Below are 24,982 nucleotides of genomic sequence, written 5' to 3'. Positions count from 1 at the left end.
ATCGTCGACGCTCGGCGCGTTCACGGGCGCCGTGACCGCCTTCGCGTTCGGTCGGCGTGGTGGTGTTCGTCGTGGCTGCACTGATCGTGCTCTTCTCCCCACTGCGCCTGGCACGCCATGAAGATGTCGTTCAGTCGGAGTAGTCGGCGTTCGGGGTGACGAACGTCGCCGTGTACTCCTCGGTGCAGGGCGTCAGGACATAAACCTTGCCCCAACCCCAGCCCATGAGCATCGGATCGTCCTGGCTCAGGCGCGTCTGCCGTTCACCCGCCTCGATGACGACCCACCCCGCATCGTCCGTCCGCCAGCTGGCCTTCCCGACGACCGGGGTCACGTCGCCATCGAGGCACACCCGCCCGTCGTCGAGTTCCCGTTCCTCGGTGCCGAGCATCAGCGCCGAGACCTCCGCTGATCCGTCTTCCTTGAGTGTGAAACCTGCGAGTTCCGAGGCCTCTTCGAAGCCGTGATACGTCGCGGGGAACGACAGGTGCGCCGCCATGTCCTGCCGCGCGAGCGTCGACCTGCGGAAGGCTTGGACCGCCAGGACGAGAAGCACGACCAGTATCGCGGCGAGAAGCGCACCTCCCGCAATCAACCACCATCCACGCGACCTTGCTCTCTGCATGGCCACAATGTAGCGGCGGATCCTGAACGAGGACACCGATATGAAGCACCCGCCTCGCCCCCCGTTCTGTGCCATTCGAATGGTATTCTCATGGCATGAAGGCAACCATGGACAAGGCAGGACGGATCGTCATCCCCGCTGCGCTCCGCGAGCGCGTCGGATTGATCCCTGGTCCTATCGATCTCATCCTCGACGGCAACGGCATCCGCATCGAGATCGATGCCCCGGACAACCTCATCGAGAAGGACGGGCGTCTCGTCGTCGCGTCGTCCGGCATGGCGATCACACCCGACGACATCCGCGAGTTGCGCCTTGCCGACCAGCGCTGACCTGCTCCTCGATACGAGCGCGGCGCTCGCGCTCCTCGTGGAAGACAACACCGCGCACATCGCGGTCCAGAGCGCCTGCACCGGTGCAATCCTCGGCCTTGCCGGCCACGCCTCAGCAGAGACATACTCCGTGCTGACGCGCCTGCCGGGCCCCAATCGCCTGACCCCTCTGGCAGCGGCGAACGCGATCCGGGCTGCATTCCCCCGATCGATCTCACTCTCGGAAGAGGACGCGCGCACCGCCGTCGACGTTCTCGCCGATGCTGGAATCGCCGGCGGAGCGGTCTACGACGGCCTGGTCGCGTTGTGCGCCAGGGCCGCCGGGGTGACGCTCGTCACATGCGATCGCCGCGCGATAGGAACGTATGCGGCGCTAGGCGTCGATGTGCGCGTGATCTGACGCAGCACGGGGCGACACGCCGCCCGCCGATAGACTGGGAAGCATGTCCAAGGTCCTCCAGTCCCTGCCCGTCGGCGAGCGCGTCGGCATCGCCTTCTCCGGAGGACTCGACACCTCCGTCGCCGTCGCGTGGATGCGCGAGAAGGGCGCGGTTCCCTTCACGTACACCGGCGACCTCGGTCAGTACGATGAAGACGACATCGCCTCGATCCCGGGCCGCGCGCTGGAGTACGGCGCCGAGGCCTCGCGCCTGATCGACTGCAAGACCGCCCTGGTCGAAGAGGGCTTCGTCGCCCTCTCCTGCGGCGCCTTCCACATCCGCTCCGGCGGCAAGACCTACTTCAACACGACGCCCCTCGGTCGCGCGGTCACCGGCACCATGCTGGTGCGCGCCATGAAGGAGGACGGCGTCGACATCTGGGGCGACGGCTCCACCTACAAGGGCAACGACATCGAGCGGTTCTACCGCTACGGCCTGCTCGCCAACCCGCGCCTGCGCATCTACAAGCCGTGGCTCGACGCCGACTTCGTCACCGAGCTGGGCGGCCGCAAGGAGATGAGCGACTGGCTCGTCGCCCGCGACTTCCCCTACCGTGACTCCGCCGAGAAGGCCTACTCGACCGACGCCAACATCTGGGGCGCGACGCACGAGGCCAAGACGCTCGAGCACCTCGACGTCTCGCTCGAGACCGTCGACCCGATCATGGGCGTGAAGTTCTGGGACCCGTCCGTCGCGATCGAGACCGAAGACGTCACCGTCACGTTCGAGGCCGGCCGCCCCGTCGCCATCAACGGTGTCGAGTACTCCGACCCGGTCGCCCTCGTCATGGAGGCGAACACGATCGGCGGTCGCCACGGCCTCGGCATGAGCGACCAGATCGAGAACCGCATCATCGAGGCGAAGTCGCGCGGCATCTACGAAGCTCCGGCCATGTCGCTGTTGTTCATCGCCTACGAGCGCCTGGTCAACGGCATCCTGAACGAAGACACCCTCGCGACCTACCACGAACAGGGTCGCCGCCTCGGCCGTCTGATGTACGAGGGCCGCTGGCTCGAGCCGCAGTCGCTCATGCTGCGCGAGTCGATCCAGCGCTGGGTCGGGCTCACCATCTCGGGCACGGTCACGATCCGCCTGCGCCGCGGCGACGACTGGACGATCCTCGACACCGTCTCGCCGAACCTCTCCTACGGCCCCGAGAAGCTGTCGATGGAGCGCGTCGGCGATGCGGCCTTCGGCCCGGTCGACCGCATCGGCCAGCTCACCATGCGCAACCTCGACATCGCCGACTCCCGCGCACGCCTCGAGCAGTACGCGGGTCTCGGTCTCGTGGGCGGTGCGACCGGCGAGCTCGTCGGCCGCGTCACCGCCGGCGAGTCGAGCGAGATCACCGAGTCCGTCCACGGGTCGATCTCCGAAGCCGACGAGACACTGGCCGACGCCGTCGACTCGGCGTCCGAAGGCGCGGCCTTCGACTCCGGCACGGACTGACATATCGACCGACACCGATGCGCCGGCACCCTCGGGTGTCGGCGCATCGTGTATTCGGTCCCCGTCCTGCCTCAGCGGTCTCCGACCTCCGTCCGGTCGATGATGCCGGGAAGCACCTCGTCGAACAGGGTCACGAGGGCCGCGCGCACCTGCGTCGCATCTCGGCAGACGATGGCGTCCCTGATCTCGAGGGTGGATCGCTCGCTCGCGGCCCAATCGAACCAGCCGGCGGCATGCTGCGTGAAGCGCCGGATCTGCGGCCCGAGCAGCTCGATCACGGACGCCCGCGTGGCATTGCCCTCGAGACGAGCGAAGCCGATGGCGATGGCACGCAGAGCCACGCCGTAGGCCAGGACGTCGCGCTCGACCGCCGCGTCGGACATGTCCTCCGTCAGGTCGACGAGGTAGCTGACGTCATCCTGTCGGACGAGCGGCATCGCATGCCGCACCGATCCGATCCAGATGTCGCCGAACAGCGCGATCGCGTCGCGGATCCGGTCCAGGTCGAGCGGCGCCACGCGCGTGAAGCGATTTCGCTGCATCTCGACGAGCCCCTGTTCCGCCAGGCGCGCCAGCGCATGACGCACGGGCGTCTTGGAGGTGCCCAGATCTTCCGCCAGGTCGGTATCGCGAAGGCGTTCCCCCGGTCGCAACTCACCGTCCACGATCGCATCTCGCAACCGCCGATAGACGTCCTCGCTCATCGTCCTGCGCTCGAGCGCCACATCGATGCCTGCCAAATCACACCCTCCCTCGACCACAGCGGGTCCCCCACCACTCGAAACGGTCGGCACGCGCGAACCGAACAACCCCCGTGTCCGGAACCGGTGCGATCCCCCGTGCGCGCCAGCGCGCAACGCGTAACATAACACAGCAGTCCTCGATCAGCGCTGTACGCCTGCCTGGGCGCTCTCCACGAATCCGCACGCCATACCTTGCACATTCATGTGCATGATCCCTATCGTGAACTCATGACCACCCGTGCACCTCGTCGCGACGCCGTCGAGAATCGCGCCGGCATCCTCTCCGCCGCCCGCGCGACCCTGGCGCTGCACCCGCACGCCTCCGTCGACGTGATCGCGCGCAGCGCGGGGCTCTCGCGGCGCACCCTGTACGGACACTTCGACGATCGCGATGCCCTCATCCGCGAACTCATCTCCACCGGCGCGCAGCGGTTCAACGCCATCGCCGCCTCGATCGACGACGCTGACGCCCGCCTCGCCCTCGCCCGCCTCGCCGCCCACCTCTGGCACGAAGCCGCGCACGTGCAGGTGGCCGCCGCCCTCGCCCTCGATGAGACGCACGTCGAACACACCGCCACCGCGCTCGCTCCCCTGCGCCGCACTGTGGCAGCGCTCGTGCGCCGGGGACAGGACGACGGCAGCTTCCGCACCGACCTCGCCGCCCCCACCCTCGCTCGCCTCATCGAAGAGATGGCGCGCACGGTCATCTCCCGCACGGATGCGGCCAGCACGGGGGCCGCCGACCTCGCCGTGCGGACGGTGCTGAGCATGGCCGGACTCTCCTGGCGCGAAGCGGACGAGCTGCTCGCATCGCACCCCGACCTCGCCGCATCCGCGGCAGCCCCGACGGAACCCCCGAACACCCCGGAGGACGGGGCATGAAGATCTCTCTGCACGACGTGAGCAAAGGCCGCAACGGCCAAGCACTCCCGGCGATCTCGCTCGAGTTCCACACCGGCTCAGTGCGCTTCGCCCTGGCCGAGACGGAGCAGCGACCGACGGTGCTCGGACTCATCGCGAGCGGTCGCATGCGCCCCGACACCGGCCGCGTGAGCATCGACGCCGCCGACGATCCGAAGGCATTGCGTCGTCGCGTGGCTCTGGTCGACGCCCCCGCCGTCAGCGACCCGCACCCCGACGTCGCCCTCGTCGGTGTCGTGGAGGAAGAGCTCATGTTCGCCGGACTCGGCGCCACTCCGCTGCACGCACGACGCTGGCTCGCGCGGCTCGGCTACACCGAGCTGGCCGGCGTGCCGTTCGGCTCCATCGATCCCGCCGCACGCGTGCGCATCCTGTGTGAACTCGCGGTGCTCCGATCCGGGGTCGAGGGCATCGTGCTCGTGTCGCCCGACCGCCACGGAGGAAGCCCCGACGGTTGGTGGCGCATCGCGGGCGAATTCGCGGACCGCGGCTACGCGATGCTCGTGATCATCGGAGGCTCGGCAGCCATCGCCCTGGAGCGGATGCAGGAGTTCGACGCGATCAACGCCTCCGGGCCTGTCGAACCGCTCGCGATCGACGAGCCCGCGTCTCCCGCCGCCGACGAGACACCCGCCACGAGTGAGAACGGAGATGCGCGATGAAGGTTCCCGCCATGATCGCCGCCGAGCTGCGGCGACTCACCGCGAGCCGGATGGGCATCATCGCCCTGGTCGCGTTGATCTGCGTCCCGATCCTCTACGGCGGTCTCTACCTCTGGGCGAACCAGGATCCGTACGCGAAGTTCCCCGAGGTCCCTGTCGCGCTCGTGGTCGACGACGAAGGCGCCCCCGCGCCCACCACCGGCACCGAACCCGCGACCGGCGAGACCGTGAACTACGGCGAGGACGTGGCCGAGAACCTCCTCAAGGGCAACGCCTTCGACTGGCAGCTGATGTCGGCCGACGAAGCCTCCGAAGCCCTGACACACGGCACTGTGGACTTCACCGTGACGATCCCGGCCGACTTCTCCTCCGCCCTCACCTCGGCCGCGGGAAGCGACCCGCACCAGGCGCGCATCGACCTCGAGACCAACGACGCGAACAACTACCTCGCTTCATCGATGGGCACGCAGGCCGTGGAGAAGATCCGCAGCTCGGTCGCCCAGATGGTCGGCAGCCAGGCCGCAGAGCGCCTGCTCACCGGCCTCAGCGACGTGCGCGACAAGCTGATCACGGCGACGGACGGCGCCACGCAGCTCACCGACGGCGCCGGCACCGCCGCTTCCGGCAGCTCCACGCTCGCCGAAGGCACCGCGAAGCTCGCCGACGGAACGGCGCAACTGGCCACGGGGGCGCAGAGCCTCGCGAACGGCGCGCAGCAGGTGAGCGCGGGCAACCGTCAGCTCGCCGATGTCGCCGACCGGGCAGGATCCGCGGTGCAGCAGGCCGCGAACGCCCTGCCGCAGGTGCGCACCGACATCGCGAACACCCTGACGCAGCAGGGCCTCACGCCCGACGAGATCGACCAGGTGCTCGCCACGCTCGATCCGCTCGGCGCTCGCCTGCAGGAGGGGAACACTCAGGTGCAGGCCGCGGTCGGCAAGGTCGATCAGCTCGCCGCCGGTGCCGCCTCCCTCGCCTCGGGCGCCTCGGAGCTCGCCACCGGTGCCGGCGCGGTCGCCACGGGTGCCTCCGCCGCGAACGACGGTGCCTCTCAGCTGCGCGATGGACTCGCCACGCTCGCCTCCGGCACGGCCGAGCTGCGCGACGGGCTGTCCCAGGGCGTCGACGCGATTCCCGCCTCCACCCCCGACCTGCGCTCGCTTCAGGCCGACACGATCGCCGACCCGGTCAAGGTGTCGAGCGACAAGGTCGCCTCCGCCGAGGACTACGGTGCCGGACTCGCCCCCTTCTTCGCCGCGCTCTCCGCCTGGATCGGCATCTACGCCCTCTTCCTGATCGTGAAGCCCATCTCCCGGCGCGCCATCACCGCACTGCACTCCCCCATCCGCATCACGCTGGCCGGCTGGCTGACCCCGGCGATGCTCGGTGCCGTGCAGATGCTCGGGTTGATGGGCATCCTCGCCATCACGCTCGGCTTCACCTTCGACCATCCGCTCGGCACGCTCGGCATCATGGTCTTCGCGTCGGCGACCTTCGCGGCGATCATCCTCGCCCTGAACGTCTGGCTCGGATCGGTCGGGCAGTTCCTCGGCCTGGTTCTGATGGTGCTGCAACTGGTCACCGCGGGCGGCACGTTCCCGTGGCAGACGCTGCCCGCTCCCCTCGCCGCCCTGCATCACGTGCTGCCGCTGGGTTACGTCGTCGATGCGATGCGACAGCTGATGTACGGCGGCGACTTCGCGCGTGCCGGCGGGGATCTGGCCGTGCTCGGCGTGTGGCTCGTCGGCGCGCTGCTGTTCGCGATGATCGGGGTGACGCGGATGACACATCGGCGCACCCTGCGCGATCTGCAGCCGAGCCTGATCGGATGATCGACCCGGTGCTCGTCGTGGAACGCCTCGTGGCGAGCGCCGGTGCGGATATGATGCGAAGGCGCGGCCCTGAAACGCGCGCTGGGGCTCGGTGGAACTGAGTTCCACCTTTCTACCCGAAAGTGTTCTCGACGATGATGACCGATTCGCAGGAGTCCGCTGCCCCTTCCCGCCTCCCGCTGGGCGTTCGCATCGGGCGCATCGCGTTCCTCGTCGTGGCCGCCGTCGTGGTGATCGCCGTGGCTGCGGCGTTCTTCGTGACCTGGACCATCCAGCGTTCCTTCCCGCAGACCGAGGGATCGATCGAGCTCGACGGGCTCGCGGCCGCGGTCACCGTGCAGCGCGACGACCGCGGTATCCCGACGATCACCGCCGACTCGACCGACGACCTGTTCTACGCGCAGGGCTTCGTGCACGCGCAGGACCGGTTCTTCGAGATGGACTTCCGCCGCCATGTGACCGCCGGCCGCGTCGCCGAGATGTTCGGGGAGTCGCAGGCCGGCACCGACGCCTTCCTCCGCACGCTCGGATGGCGCACGGTCGCGGAGGCCGAGGTCGAGGCGATGGACGACACCACGCGCGGCTACTACGAGGCCTATGCGGATGGCGTGAACGCCTACCTGGCTTCGCGCTCCGGCGCCGAACTGTCGCTCGAGTACGCCGTGATCGGACTGCAGAACCCCGACTACGCTCCCGAGCCGTGGGAACCCGCGGATTCCGTCGCCTGGCTCAAGGCCATGGCCTGGGACCTGCGCGGCAACATCGAGGACGAGACCGAACGCTCGCTGCTGGCCGCAGAGCTGAGCACAGGCGCGGACGGGGCAGAGGACGCGGCCACCGGTGACCTGCTGGCGAAGCTCTATCCCGACTACCCGTTCGACGAGAACCCCGTGATCGTGCCCAAGATCTCGACCGTTCCCGCACTCGGCACCGATGCGGAGCCTGCGGCCTACACCACCTCCGAGACCGACGGCGAGGCGCAGCAGGCATCGACGACCGTCGAATGGGAGGAGACCTCGAGCGTGATCGAAGCGGCGAGTGTGCTGGTCGGCGATGTCGGCGAGGGCATCGGCTCGAACTCCTGGGTCGTCTCCGGAGACCTCACCGAAACCGGGATGCCCCTGCTCGCGAACGATCCGCACCTCGGGGCCTCGCTGCCCTCGGTCTGGTACCAGGTGCAGTTGAAGTGCTCGACGGTGAGCGAGGAGTGCCCGTTCGACGTGGGAGGCTTCTCGTTCTCCGGCCTTCCCGGCATCGTCATCGGCCACAACCAGAAGGTCGCCTGGGGGTTCACGAACCTCACCACCGATGTCACCGACCTGTACATCGAGCGCGTCGAGGGCGACCAGTACTGGCGCGACGGAGCACTGGTGCCTCTCGAGGAGAGCACCGAGACGATCAAGGTCGCGGGCGGCGACGACATCGAGCTGACCATCCGCTCGACCGTCCACGGGCCCCTCATCTCCGGACTCACCGACGACTTCACGGCGATCGCGGGGGCCCCGGAACCCGCCCTCGGCGCCGAAGCCATCGCTCCGACGCCCGCACCCCCCGGTTCCGACGATGCCGAGTACGCCGTGAGTCTGCGGTGGACCGCGCTCGATCCCGGTACGGCGGCGACGGCCATCTTCGCGCTCTCCACCGCGCAGGACTTCGACGACTTCCGCTACGCGGCCTCGCTCTTCGACGTGCCGGCACAGAACCTCATCTACGCCGACACCGAGGGCAACATCGGCTACCAGACCCCGGGCCGTCTTCCGATCCGCGGCGCGGGCGACGGATGGATGCCGCAGCCCGGGTGGGACAGCAGCTACGACTGGACGGGGTTCATCCCGTTCGAGGAGCTGCCGGTCTCGTACAACCCGGCCTCGGGATACATCGTGACCGCGAACAACGCGATCGTCACCGACGACTACGCCTACTTCCTCTCCCGCGACTGGGACTACGGCTACCGCGCCGCCCGGATCGCACACCTCATCGAGCGACGCGCGGCCGTCGCACCGCTGACCGCCGACGACATGCGCGAGATCCAGATGGACAACGAGATGTGGATCGGCACCCAGCTGGCGACCGCCATGGCCGACGTCGACGTGTCCGGTGCAGGCCCGACCGGGGCCGTGGAACTGCTGCAGGGGTGGGACGGGCAGAACTCCGCATCGTCGGCGGCTGCGGCCTACGCGAACGTGCTGTGGTCGAACCTGGTGCAGAACATCTTCGCCGAGCGCGCTCAGCCGCTCCCCATCGACGGCCAAGGTCGGCTCTTCACCGTCGTCTCCGACATGCTGGCCGATCCTTCCGACCCGCTCTGGGTCAACGCGCAGATCGACGTCGACGGGATGGAGCAGATGCTGGCACTGTCGGCGGAAGAGGCCTACGACGAGCTCGCGGCTCTGCAGGGCACGACCGTCTCACGCTGGAACTGGGGCGACCTGCACGCGATCACCCTCACCAGCGAGACACTCGGCTCCTCGGGCATCGCGCCGATCGAAGCACTCTTCAACCGTGGACCTTTCCCGGTCAGCGGAGGGGCCTCGGTGGTGAACGCGACCGGATGGGAGCTCGGGGTCTCGTACGCCACCACGACCGTGCCGTCGATGCGCATGGTCGTCGACCTCTCCGACTTCGACGCCTCGACCTGGAATCATCTCACCGGCGCCTCGGGTCACGCGTACAACGAGCACTACACGGATCAGACGGCGGACTGGGCAGCGGGCATCCAGAAGCCGTGGGCGTACTCGACGAAGGCCGTGAAGGCAGCGGCCGTCAACACCCTGGTGCTCACCCCGGCCGGCTGAACGACGGCTCTCGGGGCATCTGAAGCAGCGCCCCAGGATGCTCGGCTAGCGTTGACGGGTGCCATCCGCCTATCTCGCCCCCAAGGGCACCCCCGTCACGCTCCTGGAGTTCGAGCATGCAGGTGCGACCCTCATCGCCGAGACGTTCGGTGAGGGCCCGCACACGTATCTGCTCCTGCACGGCATCGGCATGGGGCGGAGCGTCTATCTCGATATCGTGCAACGTCTCGAGGGAAGGGTCATCGCCCTCGATCTGCCCGGATTCGGCGAGGCGCCCGAGCCCACCCGCACGCTCACCATGGAACGGCATGCCGACCTCGTCGCGGCCTACCTGCAGCACGTCGACTCGGGCCCCGTCGTCGTGATCGGGCACTCGATGGGCAGTCAGATCGCCGCCGAGCTCGCCGCGCGGCATCCGTCCCTCGTCGAGGGAGTGGTGCTCGCCGGCCCCACCGTGAACAAGGCCGCGCGCAACATCGGCGCGCAGGCGCGGTATCTGCTCACCGACCTCATCGGCGAACGCCCCCTGGTCATCTGGCGCGGGGCCCGGGAGTACCTCCGCGGCGGCCCCCACCTGTTCCGGAAGATGCGTGCGACCATCGTGCACGAGCCCGAAGACGCCTTCGTGCGCATCCAGTGCCCCGTGCTCGTGCTGCGCGGGGAGAGCGATCCGCTGGCTCCGATGAGCTGGTGCCGCGAGATCATCGACGCCATCCCCGGCGCCGACCTCGAAGTCATCCCCGACCACGGTCACGGCACGCTGATCAGCGACTCCGAACCCGCGGCGCGCCTGATCCACGAGTTCACCGCTCGCCTCTGACGCCCCGGGCCCTCCTCATGAGCGGCCCACGGGATCAGGCGTGCCGGCATCGAGCGCCCGGCGCAGCCGGCAGGATCAGAGCTCGATGTCAGCCCGCAGCGGGCGGGGTCTGCTTCGACTCGGAGAGCTCGTCGACGACGAGGCCGCGCTGCTCGATGGTGCCGTTGCGATACGCCTGCCGTCCGACCATGTGCGCCGAGAGCGGAGCGGTGGCGAACTGCATGAGCACGACCGGGGCGACCAGCACGAACCCGATCAGGATGCCGCCGACCGACCGCTGCGACAGCGCGATCGCGATGCAGATGAGCAGCAGTCCGAGCACCTGAGGCTTGGTCGCCGCGTGCAGTCGCGACGGCACATCGCGGAAGTGCAGCAGACCGACCGCCGCCGACAGGCACAGCAGCGCTCCGAGCAGGATGAGCACCAGGACCGCCACGTCGATGACGGCATCCGGGATCATGAGACCGAACACGTTCATGGTGTCGTGTTGTCCCTTCTCGCGACGAACCGGGCGACGGCGATCGACCCGAACACTCCGATCGCCGCGATGATCAAGAGCACGGGGATGTTGCGAGTGTGACCGTTGATCGCCATCTCGGCGCCGATCACGCACATCACCTCGGTGAGCAGCACGTCGGAGGCGACGGCGCGGTCGAGGATCGACGGTCCGCGCACGATGCGGATCAGCGCGAGCACAGCGGCGATGCCGAACACCACCATGATCAGCAGCAGGAGGATGTTCATCGGGCACCGCCCTTCATCGTTCCGAGGCCCGCGCGCTCGTCGGCCTTGAGGGCACGATATTGATCGGGGTCGCCGAGCGCACGCACCACGCGTCGCTCCCACCGGAGCACGCCGGCGCGCTGCTTCTCCACGTCGTCGAGATTCCGGACCCCGATCACGTGCAGGTACAGGATCCGCCGGTCGCGGTCGGTCTCCACGACGAGAGACCCGGGGATCAGCGACGACACGACGGCGACGTGCGTCATCACCAGGTCGTCGGCATACCGCAGCGGCACCGCGATGATGGCCGTGCCGGGCTGGCGACGGAAGTCGAACACCTGCACCGTGACCGAGAGAGCACCGCTCAGCACCGCGAACAGGAATTGCACCACGAACAGTGCGGCGTACCAGAGGTTGATGCGGCCGGAGAGCGCGACGGTCGGCAGGCGGAACACGCGGGTGACGAAGATCGCGACGACGAGTCCGGTGAGGAACGACAGCACCGTGAACTGCGCCCACAGCAGCATCCAGAGCACCACGAGCCAGGCGAGGAAGGGCAGCTGCACGCGAATGTCGCGCCAGAGGTGACGTCGGGTGTCGCGCGCCATCAGCCCACCTCCTCTTCCAGTTGCACGAGGCTCACCGGCTGCAGCAGTGCGGCGCCGATGCGGTCGCAGAGGGCGTAGAGAGGACCAGCGAAGATCGTCAACGCGAGCGTGACCGCGACCATGCCGCCGGTCGCCACGGTCATGATCTTCGGGATGCGACGGCGCTCCTGCTGTTCATCGGCCGCCGGCGCGTTGCCGAGGTACGAGATGCGTCCCTCGGTCTCGGTGGAGTCCTCCTCTTCGCGCCAGAAGGCGAGGTTCCAGGCGCGCATCAGGGCGTAGAGGGTCAGCAGTGACGTGACGATGCCGCCGAAGATCAGCACGATCATGATCGGTGTACCGACCGAGGCCGCCGCCTCGAAGAGGGCGAACTTGCCGATGAAGCCGGAGAAGGGCGGCAGTCCGCCGAGGTTGATCGCGGGGACGAAATAGAGAACGGCGATCAGGGGGGCGACCTTCAGCAGCCCCTTGACCCGCAGGATCGAGGTGCTTCCGGCTCGACGTTCCACGAGCCCGACGGCGAGGAACAGGGTGGTCTGCACGACGATGTGGTGCACGATGTAGTACACCGTGGCGCCGATCGCGGCGGGGGTCGCTATCGCGAGGCCGAAGATCATGTAGCCGACGTGGCTGACCAGTGTGAACGACAGGATTCGCTTGAGCTCGGCCTGTGCGACGGCACCGAGCACTCCGACGATCATGGTCGCGAGCGCGATGATCAAGAGCAGCGTGTCGATGCTGTTCGAGGCGAAGAGCTGGGTCTCGGTGCGGATCAGCGCGTACACGCCGACCTTCGTCAGCAGGCCGGCGAACACGGCGGTGACCGGGGCCGGTGCGGTCGGGTACGAGTCCGGCAGCCAGAACGACACCGGGAAGATGGCGGCCTTGATGCCGAAGGCCACCACGAGCATCAGGTGCAGCACCAGCTGCGTCTCCTGCGGGAGCTCCGACATGCGCTCGGCGATCTGGGCCATGTTGACCGTGCCGAGTGCGCCGTAGATCATCGCGATCGACGCGAGGAACAGGATCGACGAGACCAGCGACACCACGATGTAGACCGCGCCGGTACGGATGCGGGACTCGGTGCTGCCGAGGGTGATCAACACGTACGACGCGACGAGCAGGATCTCGAAGCCGACGTAGAGGTTGAACAGGTCGCCCGCGATGAAGGCGTTGAAGATGCCGGCCGCGAGGATCAGGTACGACGGGTTGAAGATCGAGATCGGCGTCTCGTCGGTGCCGTCTGCGGCACCCTGGCCGATGGAGAAGAGCAGGACCGCGAGCAGCACGATGCTGGAGATGAGCACGAGGAGGGCGGCGAGCCTGTCGACGTAGAGCACGATGCCGAACGGCACGGGCCAGCCGCCGACCGACACCGCCAGCGGAGCACCGGAATCGACCACGACCAGGAGCACGGCGGCGATGACCGAGACCGCGGCCAGAGTGGCCACCGTGACGACGACCTGCAGGCGCGCATTGCGACCGAAGACGAGGGTGACCGCGGCGCCCAGCAGAGGCAGTGCGACGAGGAGCGGGACGAGGGCGGTCATGGCTTGCCCTCCTCGTTCTCGTCGCGGTCATGGGGTTGGTCTGGGCGCGGTTCACGGCCCTCGTCGGAGGGTTCTGACGGTTCGGAGGGCTCGCTCCCCCACCCGGTCGGGGCGTCGAACGGAGCATCGTCGTGGATCGAGGGATGATCGCGCATGTGCAGCACCGTGATCGGCGCGGTCTGCACGCCGACGAAGTCGGTGGTCGCCTCGTCGTCGTCGGTCTCGGACTCGTCGTCCATGAGGTCTTCGTCGGCATCTGTGCGCTCGCGGAGCGCGATGTCGGCCTCGTCGTCCTCGACCGTGTCGGCCTGACCCAGTTGCCAGGAGCGGTAGATCAGGGCGAGCAGGAAAGCCGAGACCGCGAACGTGATGACGATGGCGGTGAGGGTGAGCGCCTGCGGGAGCGGGTCGCTCATCTCCCCTTCCGTCCCGAAGAACGGCGCGTTGCCGGGAACGCCCATCACGATCAGGAGCAGCAGGTTCGTGGCGTTGCCGAGCAGCAGGAAGCCGATCAGTACACGGGTCAGGCTGCGCTCCAGCATCGCGTACACGCCGCACGCGAAGAGAATGGCCATGATGACGATCAGGGTGAGGGAGACGTCCATCAGCTGCTCCTCCCGCCCCGGGAGAGGAATCCTTCAGGACCCGGTGTGGTGCGCAGCGCCGCCTGACGGTCGACCTCGGCGCCCAGGCTGCGCAGCACGTCGAGGACGAGCCCGATCACGACGAGGTACACGCCGATGTCGAAGATGGTCGAGGTGACGAACTCCATGTGTCCGATGCCGGGGATCTCCCACTCCCAGAAGGTGCTGGTCAGGGGCGCGAGACCGAAGAACAGGGGAACGACCGCCGTGCCGACGGCGAGGATCAGGCCGGTGCCGAGCAGTCGTCCCGCATCCGTGGGGGCCGCGGCGCCCAGCTCCCAGCGTCCGCCGGCGATGTAGCGCATCACGAGTGCCATGCCCGCGACGAGACCGCCGGCGAAGCCGCCGCCCGGCAGATTGTGGCCGGAGAACAGCAGGAAGATCGACACCACGATGATGGTGTGGAACAGGATGCGGACGATCACCTCGAGCAGGATCGACCTGTTCTCGGGCTTCATCTTCTGACCGCCGACGAGCCACGCCCGCGGGCTGCTCTCGTTCTCGGAGGTCTGGAATCGGATGCCCTCGGTCGTCTCGACGAGCGGGCGGCTGCGTGCGGCCTTGCGCGTCGCCCGGGGGAGATTCTTGGTGGCGGCGAGCAGGTCGGCGCGGTGCGTGACGAACACCAGGGAGGCCACACCGGTCGCGGCGAGCACGAGCACCGAGAGCTCGCCCATGGTGTCCCAGCCGCGCAGGTCGACCAGCGCCACGTTGACGACGTTCTTGCCGTGTCCGATCTCGTACGCGAGCTTCGGGAACGCCTCCGAGATCGGGTCGGCGATGCGCGACTGGGTGGCGACGACGGCGACGAAGGCCATCGTGACGCCCACGCCGATCGCCAGCAGCGCGCGGGGGATGCGTCCGACCGAGGCGTTGTGCTCGCCCATCCGCGCGGGGAGGCGACGGAGCACCAGCGCGAACGTGACCATCGTGACCGTCTCGACCAGGATCTGCGTCAGCGCGAGGTCGGGTGCACCGCTCGTCGCGAACAGCACGACCATGCCGAGTCCGGTGACCGAGACGAGCACCACGCCGGTGTAGCGCTTCTGCGCACGGACGGCGAAGATGCCGGCGATCGCCATGATCGGCGCGACCACGATCTGCGCCGGGGTGTGCCAGAGGGACAGGTTGTACCGATCGATGTCGCTCGCGATGAGGGCCGTGACCTCGGCGGCGACGAACACCACGAAGATGGTGCCGACGTACACCGGCAGCGAGCCCCGCTGGGTGAGCGTGGTGCTGAGCACCGAGAGCCGGTCGACGCCGCGCATGACGAAGTAGTAGATGTCGGCCGCGGTGAATCGCAGGATCCGCGGCTTGCGATCCCATCCGGTCCTGCGGGTGACCAGGAACAGCCCGATGCCGAGCAGGATCGACAGGATCGAGATGCCCAGTGCGGGCTCGAAGCCGTGCCACAGCGCGAGATGGCCGGGGCCCTCGACGGCTTCGCCCGCATGGTCGAGCCCCGGGGTCGCGGTGAGGGCGTACCCCTGCAGAGCCGTGTCGAGAGCGGGGGCGCCGATCCCCGCCGCGAGCGTGACGCCGGCGAGGATGATCGGGGCCGAGAGGAAGCCGACCGGCGGGTCGGGCCAGGCTGTGTCGGGGAGTTGCTGGCCCTGCTCATCGCGCTTCCTCCAGAACGCGCCCCAGAGGAAACGCACCCCATATGCCGCAGTCAGCATGGATCCGAGGACGATACCGATGAGGGCGACGAGTCCCCACGGGGATCCGCCTTGTGCGTCGTCGAGGAGGGCGGTGAGCGTGGATTCCTTGGCGACGAAGCCGATGGTCGGCGCGATGCCCGCCATCGATGCCACGGAGATGAATGCCGCGGTCGCCATGACGGGTGCCTGCCGACCGACGCCGGAGAGCTCGTTGATGTCTCGGGTGGACAGTTGACGGTCGATGACGCCGACGATCAGGAAGAGCGCCGACTTGAACAGCGCGTGCCCGATGACCAGGGCGAGACCGGCGAGCGCCGCCGCCTGCGTGCCGTAGCCGACGACGATCGCGAAGAAGCCGAGCTGGCTGACCGTGCCGAAGGCGAGAATGCGCTTGAGGTCGGTCTCACGCAACGCCTGGATGCCCCCGAGCAGCATCGTGATGATGCCCAGGGTGATGACGATCGGTCGCCAGGTGGTGCTGAACGCGAAGATCGGCGCGAACCGGGCGATCAGGTAGATGCCCGCCTTCACCATCGCGGCGGCGTGCAGATACGCGCTCACCGGCGTGGGCGCGGCCATCGCACCGGGGAGCCAGAAGTGGAACGGGAACAGTGCCGACTTGCTGATCGCCCCGATCAGGAGCATGACGATCGCAGCATCGACGAGAGGTCCGCTGGGCGCGATGACGAGGATCTCGCGGATGCTCGAGGTGCCGGTGTCGACCACGAGCAGCACGACGCCCACGAACATCACGAGGCCACCGAGCGTCGTCACCAGCAGAGCCTGCAGCGCCGCACGACGGCTGGCGGCACGGCGGCGGTAGTGACCGATGAGGAGGTACGAGAGGATGCTCGTGACTTCCCAGAACATGACGAGGATCACGAGGTCGTCGGTCAGGACCAGTCCGTACATCGCGCCCGCGAAGCCCAACAGCACGCCGGCGAACTGTCCGACGCCCGCCGAGTCCTCGTAGAAGTACCAACGGCAGTAGAGGAGAACCAGTGCTCCGACGCCCGTGACGATCAGGGTGAGCACCCAGCCGAGCACGTCCATGTTCATGGAGAGGTTCAGACCCAGTTGGGGGATCCACTCGACCGACTCGAACGGTACCGGCCCGTCGAGCACCTGCGGCGTCATGACGAGTGCATGCACGAAGGCGGCGGCCGGGACGAGGGCGGCGATGGCGAAAGCCTGAGCTCCGAGCCAGCGCACCAGAACGGGCATCAACAGCGACCCGAGGAGGAACACAGCGAGGAGCATCAGCATATACGCGGCTCCCTCAGGGCTCGTCGGCCATTTCGGCACAGGCGGGCGGGTGTCAGACCAGTTTACCGGCGCGAGAGGTTCCTGCGGTCCACGTTTGCACGATCGTGCGAGAGTAGCCTCATGCGGCGGGTCTGGGTTCGAGAGCTCGCGGGCTGGGTGGGGGCACTGGCCGTGGCGATGATCACGGTGGCGCAGGTCGCTTCATCTGCTCGCGCCGACCTGCTGTTCCGCGATGGAGATTCCCTGGTCGTGGCGATGTTCGCACGATCCGTCCTGTCCGGCGCTCCGCTGGATTGGGCGATGTCCAGCGTGCTGTTCCTGCCCGAGTCTGCTGTGTTCGCCGGCCTCGATGCGGTGCTGCCCGTCGACGTGAACGGATTGCTCACGATCAATGCCGTCATCAACATGCTCGCTCTCTACGGGGCCCTCCGGCTGGTCTCGGGCCGTCGACGCGACGACACCGCCCCGGTCAGCTGGGCGCTCCTCGGGCTCGCGGTCTTCGGCATCTTGGCGATGACCGATGTCTCGGGTTCTCGGGACGCGCTCGAACTCGCCTCCCTGCTGCTCACCACCACGTATTACTGCTCGACGGTGATCGCCGTCGTGCTGTCCGTCGGTCTGGTGCGTCGGGTGATCGACCGCGACGAGGGCGGGACCGGGTCGTTGATCGCTCTGGGCGCGACGGCCGCCGTCTCCACCCTCTCCAACCCGTTGTTCGCCGCCTGGGCGACGGTTCCGATCGCTCTTCTCCTCGCCGTGATGCTCATCCGGTCGCCTCGACGCACCCGCACGGCGACGATGCTCGTCGTGCTGGTCCTGGGCACCGCGATGGGCTTCCTCGGTCGCATTCCTCTTCGGGCATGGATCGCCAACACCGGAGCCGGCTACGCCCAGCCCGAACTCTGGCCGGAGTCGGCGGGCTACTACGGAACCCTTCTCCTCGACCGCACGGCGACGCCCGCCGGCATCATCGGCGCCCTGATCGTGCTCGCCCTCATCGCGTCGGCCATCGCGCGCACGGCGCGAGCGGGCGATCCCGGCACGCGGTTCGTCGCGACCGTCGCATGGGTCACCCCCGTGCTCGTCGCGATCGGCGCGATCGCTCTCGGCACCCACGCCGCCCGGTACCTGCAGCCCCTCGTCTTCGCGCCGGTGCTCGCCGTGGTGGCGGCTCCCCGTGCCTGGCGGGTGCCGCGGCGTGCCGGTGCTCTCCTCGCGGCGGCCGCCACCGTGGTGCTCGTGATCGGCGGCACGTTCAGCGTTCCCCGGCTCGCCGCTGCGAGCGCCGCCCCCGATGCCGATCTCGCCTGTGTGACCGACTGGGTCGATGCGTCGGGCCGGGTCGGGGCCGGCCAGTTCTGGACGGTACGCCTGCCGAAGCTGCATCTGGAGGATCCCGCCCGTCTCGTGCAGGTCGATCATGAGCTCAACGGCTACGCGTGGCTCGTGAGCCGAGCGGATTTCGATGTCGGTGAGGTGTCATTCCTCGTGGAGGACGCCCAGACGGTTCCCTGGCGCCTCTCGTCACCGGCCATCCCTGACGAGGTGATCGACTGCGGGCGCTACCGCATCCTCGATTTCGGGGAGAACGGCCTGCCGCTCGGTCCGCAGCGCAGCTGAGCGGGCGCCGCTCAGCGTGGGACGGGGCCGGTGGTCGTGCCGGCGCGGAACACACAGGTGAGATGCTGCGTCTCGCCCGGTTCTCCGCGGAGCATGCGGGCGACCTGCTCCCCCGCCGCGCGACCCTTCTCGACCGCCGGTTGCACGCTGGTGGTGAGGGTGAGATCCCCGAAGCCGTCGAGCGGGATCCCGTCGAAACCGGCGACCGAGAGGTCCTCGGGCACGCGGAGCCCCAGGTCCTCGGCCGCTCGGATCACCCCGACCGCGAGCAGGTCGCTCTGGGCGAGCACGGCCGTCGGGCGGGTGGCGGGGTCGGTCAGAAGCATCCGTCCGACCAGCACGCCCTCGTCGATGAGGCTGCCGGACGCCGAGATCGCCGGCGCATCGGGGAACACCTGACGCATCCCCTCGAGGCGATGCACCGAGACGTCGACGGTCGCGTTCGCGATCCGTTCGGGGGTCACCAGTGCCCGTTCCCGTTCGCTGTCGAGCGAGAGCGTGACCAGCGCCACGTCGCGGTGACCGAGGTCGCGGACGTGCCGCGCGACGTCGGCGGACGCTGCGACGTTGTCGAGCGTGATGCGGGGGATATCCTCACCGGCATCTCCTTCGATCACGACCACCGGCAGACCACGGCCGACGACCACCTCGAGCGAGGCCTTCGTGCGCCCCGAGCATCCGATCAGGACGAAGGCATCGACGGGGGCGTTCGTGATGGCGGCCCCCTCCTCCCCCGGTTCGTCGCGCATCAGGAGGATGCCCGCACTGAGGTCGGCGAGACCGTCGGTGAGGCCGTCCATCATGGCCGTCGTCACCGGATCGAGGAATGCCGCGCGCAGGTGCCCCTCGAGAACGACGGCGACGATGCCGCTGCGTCCGCGACGCAGCGACGCCGCGCGGGGATCCGGACCCGCGTATCCGAGGTCCGACGCCGCGGTGAGCACACGCTCCCGCGTGGCGGCCGCCACATTCGCCTTGCCGCTGAAGACGACCGAGGCGGTGGACGTCGCCACGCCCGCCTCACGTGCGACGTCGGCGATCGTGGGCCGACGCGGCGTCTCCTGACTGCTCATACTTCGAGGATAGCTCCCCACGGTTCCCTTCGGTCGAATCGATTCGATAGGCTGTCCGGCATGGAAACAGCCCTCTCCCGTTCGCAGTTCGTGCGCTGGCGCGCGGCGATCTTCGCCATCTTCCTCGCGAGCGGGCTGTCGATCGCCACCTGGGCGTCGCGCGTACCCGGTATCAAGGAGGCGCTGGGGCTCGACAACGCGCAGGTCGGCCTCATCCTGCTCGGCATGGGCGTGTCATCGATCATCGGCATCTCGACAGGTCCCGCCGTGATGGCGCGCCTCGGTGCCCGGCGGGGCATGCTCCTGACGATGCTGATGTTCGCATCCGGGATCGTCCTCGTGGGCCTCGGGGCCAATGTGTTCGGCTCCGTACCCGTCGTCATCATCGGCATGGTGCTGTTCGGGTTCGGCAACGGATCGGTCGACGTGATGATGAACGTCGAAGCCACGGCGATCGAGCAGCAGATGGGCCGCACGATCCTGCCGGTCTTCCACGCATTCTTCAGCTTCGGCACGGTCATCGGCGCGGGAATCGGGGCCCTCGCGGCGCAGCTCTCCATCAACGTCGCCACCCACGCCGCGGTCATGGGTGCGCTGATCGCCGTGATCGCGATCGTCTGCTTCTTCCAGGTGCCGGTGCGCGAGGCCGCCCTCGATCCCGCGGCGCACGAGAAGCCGGCCTTCCGTGCACGCATGCACACCGCGCTCGAGGCATGGCGCGAACCGCGCACCTATCTGATCGGCGTGGTCATGCTCGGCATGTCATTCGCCGAGGGCGGCGCCAACGACTGGATCGCCCTGGGCACCGAGCAGGGGCACGGCTTCGCCGAGGGTACCGGCGCCGTGTCGCTCGCCGTGTTCTCGGTGGGCATGACCGTCGTGCGTCTGTTCGGAGGTCCGCTCGTCGACCGCTTCGGCCGCGTGCTGGTGCTGCGCATCCTCGCGGTCGCGGCGGCATCGGGCATCCTGCTGTTCATCCTCGCGCCCACCTTCCCGCTCGTGCTCGTCGGGGCGGCGCTCTGGGGCGTCGGCGCTTCCCTCGGCTTCCCGCTCGGCATGTCGGCGGCGGCCGACGATCCGGCAAAGGCAGCGGCCCGGGTGAGCGCTGCGGCCACGATCGGCTACATCGCGTTCCTGGGTGGACCTCCCGTGCTCGGCGTCATCAGCGAGCACATCGGTCTGCTCAACACGCTGTTCATCCTGGTCGCACTGGTCGTGATGTCCGGGCTGTTCTCCGGCGCCGCGCGCCCGCTCCGCGACGACGAGAAGACGCCGGCCGCGACGACGTCACAGGGCTGATCACGGCGGCGGAGTGATCACGGCGGCGGAGTGAGGTTCAGTCCTCGCCACCACGGACGAGCGCTGCCGCGTGTGAACGGCTGCGCGCGCCGAGCTTGGTGAGCACATTCGAGACATGAGTCTTGACCGTCGGCACCGAGATGCGCAGCCGTGCAGCGAGTTGAGCGTTCGACCACCCCTGCAGGATCCCCTCGAGCACCTCCTGCTCCCGGCCGGTCAGATTCGCGAGCCTCCCCGCATCCGGCACCGGCACGGGAAGCGCGGCGTTCTCGGCGACGGCGGCGAGCGCACGTCTCGTCACCCGCGGATCCAGAGCGCCGTCGCCCGCGGCGACCGCGCGGACAGCCTGCCCGAGGGTAGGGGCGTCGACCGTCTTGAGCAGGAATCCGACGGCCCCGGCGCGGATGGCCCCGAACACGAGGTCGTCCTCGTCGAAGCTCGTCAGGACCAGGACGTCGCCGAGACCGCGCTCGACGATCTCTCTGGTGGCCGAGATCCCGTCCCGCCCCGGCATCCGCACATCCATGAGCACGACGTCGGGGCGCAGTGCCGCGGCGTTGCGGACAGCGACCTCACCATCCGCGGCCTCTCCGACCACCGTGATGCCCTGTGTCTCGAGCATGATGCGCAGGCCCGCCCTGATCGCGCTGTGATCATCGGCCAGCAGCACGGTCGGCGCCGTCATGCCCGCACCTCCATCGGGATGCGCCCCTCGACCGCCCATCCGCCCGGGGTCGGCCCCGCGGAGAAGACGCCGTCCAACGCGCCGACGCGTTCCCGGAGCATCTGCAGCCCCCAGCCTTCGTCGCCGTGTGCAGCAGCGCGGCTGGGCGCACCGCCATGCGAGCGCACCTCGACCCGCACCTCGGAGTCCTGCTCCTGAACCGTGATGCCGACGACGGCGCCGCTCGCATGGCGGATGCAGTTGTTCAGCGCCTCGCGCACGATGCGGATGACGGCCTGCTCGCGCGCCGCACCGATGTCCTCGATGTCATCGACGACGAGGTGCACGACGAGCCCTGCCCGCTCCGCCTCCTGCACGATTCCGCCGAGATCCGCCCAGCGCGGTGCGGGCGCCAGAGTCCCGTCGCCGCGACGGAGCACCGAGATCAGGGATCGCAGCGCACCATGAGCATCGAGTCCCGCGTCGCGCACAGCCTGCAGGGCTTCTCGATCCCTGGCACGGTCGGGTGCGGACGACAATGCCGCTTCGGCACGGATCGCCATCGCCATCACGTGACCGGCGACGACATCGTGCAGCTCTCTCGCCATCGTCTCGCGCTCACGCTGCACCGCTTCGACGCGGTCCCGCTCGGCGGCGGCGGCGGCCTCTTCCGCTCGCTGACGATGCAGCTCGGCGAGTTCGTGGGCCTGGGAGACCGCCACCGCCCACCAGTAGTCGGTGCCGAAGATCGCGCCGAACTGCACGCCGATGAGGAAGGCCACGGCGAACGGCACGTCGGTGAAGAACCAGGCGGCGAGGAAGAAGATGATCGTCGAAGCGCCCAGCAGGAGGAGCAGCACCCGCCTCCCCTGCGGCCCCGCCAGGAACGCCGCCGTCCACAACACGTCCAGCAGCACCACGAGCGTGCCGATGCCGCCGACGGTGAGCAGATCGACCACGAAGAGGAGCGTGACCAACGCGAGGACCGTCACGGGCATACGCCGCTTGACGAGGGCGAGCGCGCACGCGGGAAGCGCGAGGGCCAGTGCCCACCAAGGCGAGACGGAGGTCTCGAGGATCGAGAACGGACCCCAGATGCCGCGGAACCCGAAGCCCGCCATGACGACCGCGAGGATCGCCATCCCGAGCGGATCCGCCCACCAGCGGTGCCGGCGGTACCAGGCTCCGAACCCGCCTTCGACCTGCTCGTGCATGCCCTCATGCAACCACGGCGCGCGCACTCGCGCATCCGACGAAGGGATGAGGGAGCCGAAGGAGACGATACTTTCGCCCGATCCGCAGCCGTCCCCCGTTCCGTGAACGTGGAGACATGGAACTCTTCGGCGGAATGCCGCTTCCCCTCTCCCTCGCCCTCCTGGCGCTGATCGATGGGCTGAGCGTCGGCACTCTCCTCATCCCCGTCTTCCTGCTCCTGCATCCGGGGCGGGTGCGCGCCGGACGCATCCTGCTGTATCTGGTGACGATCGCCGCGTTCTACCTGCTCGTCGGGCTCCTCTTCCTCTGGGGGCTGGTGAATCTCGTCGACGTGGCGTCCGACTTCCTGGCCTCGCCCGCCGGCCTGGTCATCCGCCTGCTCGTCGGAGGAGCGCTCCTCATCACGGCCTTCGTGATGCCAACCGGTGACAAGCGCGCCAAGCCCACGTCGACGACCCCCACGTCGGGACCCACGACCCCGCAGGTCTCGGCGTGGACGGGGATGCCGACGAGGTCGGCTGCGCACAGCTCGTCGATGACGACGCCACCCCCTCCGACTCCCGCGATGACGACGGACGCCGCGCCGCGCCCCGGTCGCATCACCCGGTGGCGCGAGCGACTGCTCGACCCGCGCACTCGCGGGACCGCCGTGATGGCCGTCGCGATCGCCGCCGGGCTTGTCGAGATCGCCACCATGCTCCCGTATATCGTCGCGATGACGATGCTGGCGGATGCGGGGATCGACACTCCGCTGCGTGTGCTGTCGCTCGTCGGGTACTGCGCGCTGATGATCCTGCCCGCTGTCGTGCTGCTCGTCCTGCGCCTGGTCGCCGCTCCCCTGGTGCAGCGGCCGCTCGAACGCTTCGCGGCTTGGATGGAGCGCACCGGCGCGGAGAACACCGCCTGGATCATCGGCATCATCGGATTCCTCATCGCCCGCTCCGCCGCCACCGAGCTCGGTCTCTTTCAGGCGATCGGGTCGTTCCTCGACCGATGACCGCCGCGCCCACCGCCTGCGACCGCGCAGCACTCCCGACGAAGTAGGCTCGACGGGTGCGTCTCGTCATCGCCCGCTGCTCGGTCGACTACACCGGTCGGCTCAACGCCCATCTCCCGCTTGCCACGCGTCTGCTCGTGCACAAGGGAGACGGGAGTCTGCTCGTGCACTCCGACGGCGGCAGCTACAAGCCGCTGAACTGGATGAGCCCGCCGTGCTCGCTCTCGAGCGAGACCCCCGGCGAGGAAGAAGCCAGCGCCGGCGTCGTCGAGGTCTGGCGCGTCACCCACAAGAAGACCGGTGATGCGCTGCGCGTGCAGATCTACGAGATCATCCACGACACCTCCCACGAGCTGGGTATTGACCCCGGGCTGCAGAAGGACGGCGTCGAGGCCGATCTGCAGCGGCTGCTCGCCGAACAGGTGGACCGCATCTCCGAGGGCGCGACGCTCGTACGCCGCGAGTACCCGACGGCCATCGGGCCCGTCGACCTGCTGGTGCGCGATGCCGACGGCGCCGCGATCGCGGTCGAGATCAAACGCCGCGGCGACATCGACGGCGTGGAGCAGCTGACCCGCTATCTCGAACTGCTGGGCCGCGACCCGCACCTCTCCCCCGTGCAGGGCGTCTTCGCCGCGCAGGAGATCAAGCCTCAGGCACGCGTGCTCGCCGAGGATCGCGGTATCCGCTGCCTGGTGCTCGACTACGACGACATGAAGGGCATCGAGTCGGGCATCCCCCGACTGTTCTGAGGCGTCACTTCTCAGCGCGCGGCGATGAGCCGGGGTGCCGGCCCCTCCAGACGCGCGATCGCGATCTTCACCTCGAAGATCTGCTGCTCGACGCGATCGAAACGCGCATCGGACTTCGTCTCCATCGTGTCGAACCGGGCATCGAACTTCGCATCCTGGGCATCGCACCGGGCATCGATTTTCGCGTCCAGGGCATCGCACCGGGCATCGAACTTCGTCTCCATCGCATCGCACCGCGCATCGAACTTCGTCTCCATCGCATCGCACCGCGCATCGAACTTCGTCTCCATC

Annotated in this window: 24 protein-coding genes; 12 read left to right on the top strand and 12 right to left on the bottom strand. The window is 68.6% G+C overall.

What is annotated here, in order from left to right:
* Nucleotides 1-130: 130 nt before the first annotated feature.
* Nucleotides 131-625 (bottom strand): hypothetical protein, encoded by a 495-nt coding sequence (locus L687_RS32975; protein ID WP_152525896.1) that lies wholly within the window; start codon nt 623-625, stop codon nt 131-133.
* Between the two features lie 95 nt (nt 626-720).
* On the opposite strand from L687_RS32975, the gene L687_RS32970 reads away from it, so the two are divergent.
* Genes L687_RS32970 through argG form a run of 3 tightly spaced genes read left to right on the top strand, consistent with a single transcriptional unit; the run spans nt 721 to nt 2,843 of the window.
* The gene (locus L687_RS32970; RefSeq protein WP_029260826.1) at nt 721-954 is read left to right on the top strand and encodes an AbrB/MazE/SpoVT family DNA-binding domain-containing protein; all 234 of its coding nucleotides are present in this window, start codon (nt 721-723) and stop codon (nt 952-954) included.
* Entirely contained in the window at nt 938-1,354 is a 417-nt protein-coding gene (locus tag L687_RS32965) for a PIN domain-containing protein (protein ID WP_021200086.1), read from the top strand. Before L687_RS32970 ends, L687_RS32965 begins: the two co-directional genes overlap by 17 nt.
* Before the next feature lie 43 nt (nt 1,355-1,397).
* The gene (gene argG, locus L687_RS32960) at nt 1,398-2,843 is read left to right on the top strand and encodes an argininosuccinate synthase (protein ID WP_021200085.1); all 1,446 of its coding nucleotides are present in this window, start codon (nt 1,398-1,400) and stop codon (nt 2,841-2,843) included.
* A gap of 71 nt (nt 2,844-2,914) precedes the next feature.
* Here argG and L687_RS32955 read toward each other — a convergent pair whose 3' ends face one another.
* Complete coding sequence (locus L687_RS32955) at nt 2,915-3,583, bottom strand: GntR family transcriptional regulator (protein ID WP_021200084.1); 669 nt, start codon at nt 3,581-3,583, stop codon at nt 2,915-2,917.
* Nucleotides 3,584-3,814: 231 nt separating this feature from the next.
* On the opposite strand from L687_RS32955, the gene L687_RS32950 reads away from it, so the two are divergent.
* The 5 genes from L687_RS32950 (at nt 3,815) to L687_RS32930 (ending at nt 10,616) form a co-directional block, all read left to right on the top strand.
* On the top strand, nt 3,815-4,468 hold the full coding sequence (locus L687_RS32950; protein WP_021200083.1) for a TetR/AcrR family transcriptional regulator: 654 nt from the start codon (nt 3,815-3,817) through the stop codon (nt 4,466-4,468).
* Entirely contained in the window at nt 4,465-5,169 is a 705-nt protein-coding gene (locus tag L687_RS32945; protein ID WP_021200082.1) for a hypothetical protein, read from the top strand. Before L687_RS32950 ends, L687_RS32945 begins: the two co-directional genes overlap by 4 nt.
* A complete protein-coding gene (locus tag L687_RS32940) occupies nt 5,166-7,001 on the top strand; it encodes a YhgE/Pip family protein (RefSeq protein WP_021200081.1) in 1,836 nt (611 codons plus the stop codon). Before L687_RS32945 ends, L687_RS32940 begins: the two co-directional genes overlap by 4 nt.
* Nucleotides 7,002-7,138: 137 nt before the next feature.
* Nucleotides 7,139-9,796, top strand: coding sequence for a penicillin acylase family protein (locus L687_RS32935; RefSeq protein WP_084487365.1), 2,658 nt, complete (start codon nt 7,139-7,141; stop codon nt 9,794-9,796).
* Between the two features lie 58 nt (nt 9,797-9,854).
* The gene (locus L687_RS32930; protein ID WP_021200079.1) at nt 9,855-10,616 is read left to right on the top strand and encodes an alpha/beta fold hydrolase; all 762 of its coding nucleotides are present in this window, start codon (nt 9,855-9,857) and stop codon (nt 10,614-10,616) included.
* A gap of 88 nt (nt 10,617-10,704) precedes the next feature.
* On the opposite strand, the gene mnhG is transcribed toward L687_RS32930, so the two are convergent.
* From mnhG to L687_RS32900, 6 genes are read right to left on the bottom strand one after another with little or no spacing between them, the layout of a single operon-like run.
* A complete protein-coding gene (gene mnhG / locus L687_RS32925) occupies nt 10,705-11,094 on the bottom strand; it encodes a monovalent cation/H(+) antiporter subunit G (RefSeq protein ID WP_021200078.1) in 390 nt (129 codons plus the stop codon).
* Complete coding sequence (locus L687_RS32920) at nt 11,091-11,360, bottom strand: monovalent cation/H+ antiporter complex subunit F (protein WP_021200077.1); 270 nt, start codon at nt 11,358-11,360, stop codon at nt 11,091-11,093. Before L687_RS32920 ends, mnhG begins: the two co-directional genes overlap by 4 nt.
* Nucleotides 11,357-11,947 (bottom strand): Na+/H+ antiporter subunit E, encoded by a 591-nt coding sequence (locus tag L687_RS32915; protein ID WP_021200076.1) that lies wholly within the window; start codon nt 11,945-11,947, stop codon nt 11,357-11,359. The genes L687_RS32920 and L687_RS32915 overlap by 4 nt, the downstream gene beginning before the upstream one ends.
* Nucleotides 11,947-13,497, bottom strand: a complete 1,551-nt coding sequence (locus L687_RS32910) for a Na+/H+ antiporter subunit D (protein ID WP_021200075.1) — start codon at nt 13,495-13,497, stop codon at nt 11,947-11,949. Before L687_RS32910 ends, L687_RS32915 begins: the two co-directional genes overlap by 1 nt.
* A complete protein-coding gene (locus tag L687_RS32905; protein WP_021200074.1) occupies nt 13,494-14,102 on the bottom strand; it encodes a Na(+)/H(+) antiporter subunit C in 609 nt (202 codons plus the stop codon). Before L687_RS32905 ends, L687_RS32910 begins: the two co-directional genes overlap by 4 nt.
* Entirely contained in the window at nt 14,102-17,071 is a 2,970-nt protein-coding gene (locus L687_RS32900; RefSeq protein WP_021200073.1) for a Na+/H+ antiporter subunit A, read from the bottom strand. The genes L687_RS32905 and L687_RS32900 overlap by 1 nt, the downstream gene beginning before the upstream one ends.
* Nucleotides 17,072-17,191: 120 nt before the next feature.
* Here L687_RS32900 and L687_RS32895 point away from each other — a divergent pair, with 120 nt between their 5' ends.
* Nucleotides 17,192-18,691 carry a hypothetical protein gene (locus tag L687_RS32895; RefSeq protein ID WP_021200072.1) on the top strand — a complete coding sequence of 500 codons (1,500 nt, stop codon included), beginning with the start codon at nt 17,192-17,194 and terminating at the stop codon, nt 18,689-18,691.
* A gap of 11 nt (nt 18,692-18,702) precedes the next feature.
* Here the strand turns inward: L687_RS32895 and L687_RS32890 are convergent, their stop codons facing one another.
* Nucleotides 18,703-19,764, bottom strand: coding sequence for a LacI family DNA-binding transcriptional regulator (locus tag L687_RS32890; RefSeq protein WP_021200071.1), 1,062 nt, complete (start codon nt 19,762-19,764; stop codon nt 18,703-18,705).
* Between the two features lie 60 nt (nt 19,765-19,824).
* On the opposite strand from L687_RS32890, the gene L687_RS32885 reads away from it, so the two are divergent.
* Nucleotides 19,825-21,063 (top strand): MFS transporter, encoded by a 1,239-nt coding sequence (locus L687_RS32885; protein ID WP_021200070.1) that lies wholly within the window; start codon nt 19,825-19,827, stop codon nt 21,061-21,063.
* A 37-nt stretch (nt 21,064-21,100) separates the two neighbouring features.
* Here the strand turns inward: L687_RS32885 and L687_RS32880 are convergent, their stop codons facing one another.
* Together L687_RS32880 and L687_RS32875 are read right to left on the bottom strand one after the other, a co-directional pair.
* A complete protein-coding gene (locus L687_RS32880; RefSeq protein ID WP_021200069.1) occupies nt 21,101-21,748 on the bottom strand; it encodes a response regulator in 648 nt (215 codons plus the stop codon).
* Nucleotides 21,745-22,941 (bottom strand): sensor histidine kinase, encoded by a 1,197-nt coding sequence (locus L687_RS32875; protein ID WP_021200068.1) that lies wholly within the window; start codon nt 22,939-22,941, stop codon nt 21,745-21,747. Before L687_RS32875 ends, L687_RS32880 begins: the two co-directional genes overlap by 4 nt.
* Nucleotides 22,942-23,057: 116 nt before the next feature.
* Between L687_RS32875 and L687_RS32870 the strand changes: the two genes are divergently transcribed.
* Together L687_RS32870 and nucS are read left to right on the top strand one after the other, a co-directional pair.
* A complete protein-coding gene (locus tag L687_RS32870; RefSeq protein WP_021200067.1) occupies nt 23,058-23,939 on the top strand; it encodes a GAP family protein in 882 nt (293 codons plus the stop codon).
* 56 nt (nt 23,940-23,995) lie between these two features.
* Complete coding sequence (gene nucS, locus L687_RS32865) at nt 23,996-24,691, top strand: endonuclease NucS (RefSeq protein WP_021200066.1); 696 nt, start codon at nt 23,996-23,998, stop codon at nt 24,689-24,691.
* Nucleotides 24,692-24,702: 11 nt separating this feature from the next.
* On the opposite strand, the gene L687_RS32860 is transcribed toward nucS, so the two are convergent.
* The coding region (locus L687_RS32860; RefSeq protein WP_021200065.1) for a hypothetical protein at nt 24,703-24,982 on the bottom strand (280 nt) is incomplete at its 5' end.

Source organism: Microbacterium maritypicum MF109, assembly GCF_000455825.1.
Lineage (GTDB): Bacteria > Actinomycetota > Actinomycetes > Actinomycetales > Microbacteriaceae > Microbacterium > Microbacterium maritypicum_A.
This window is presented reverse-complemented; position numbering and strand designations above follow the sequence as displayed.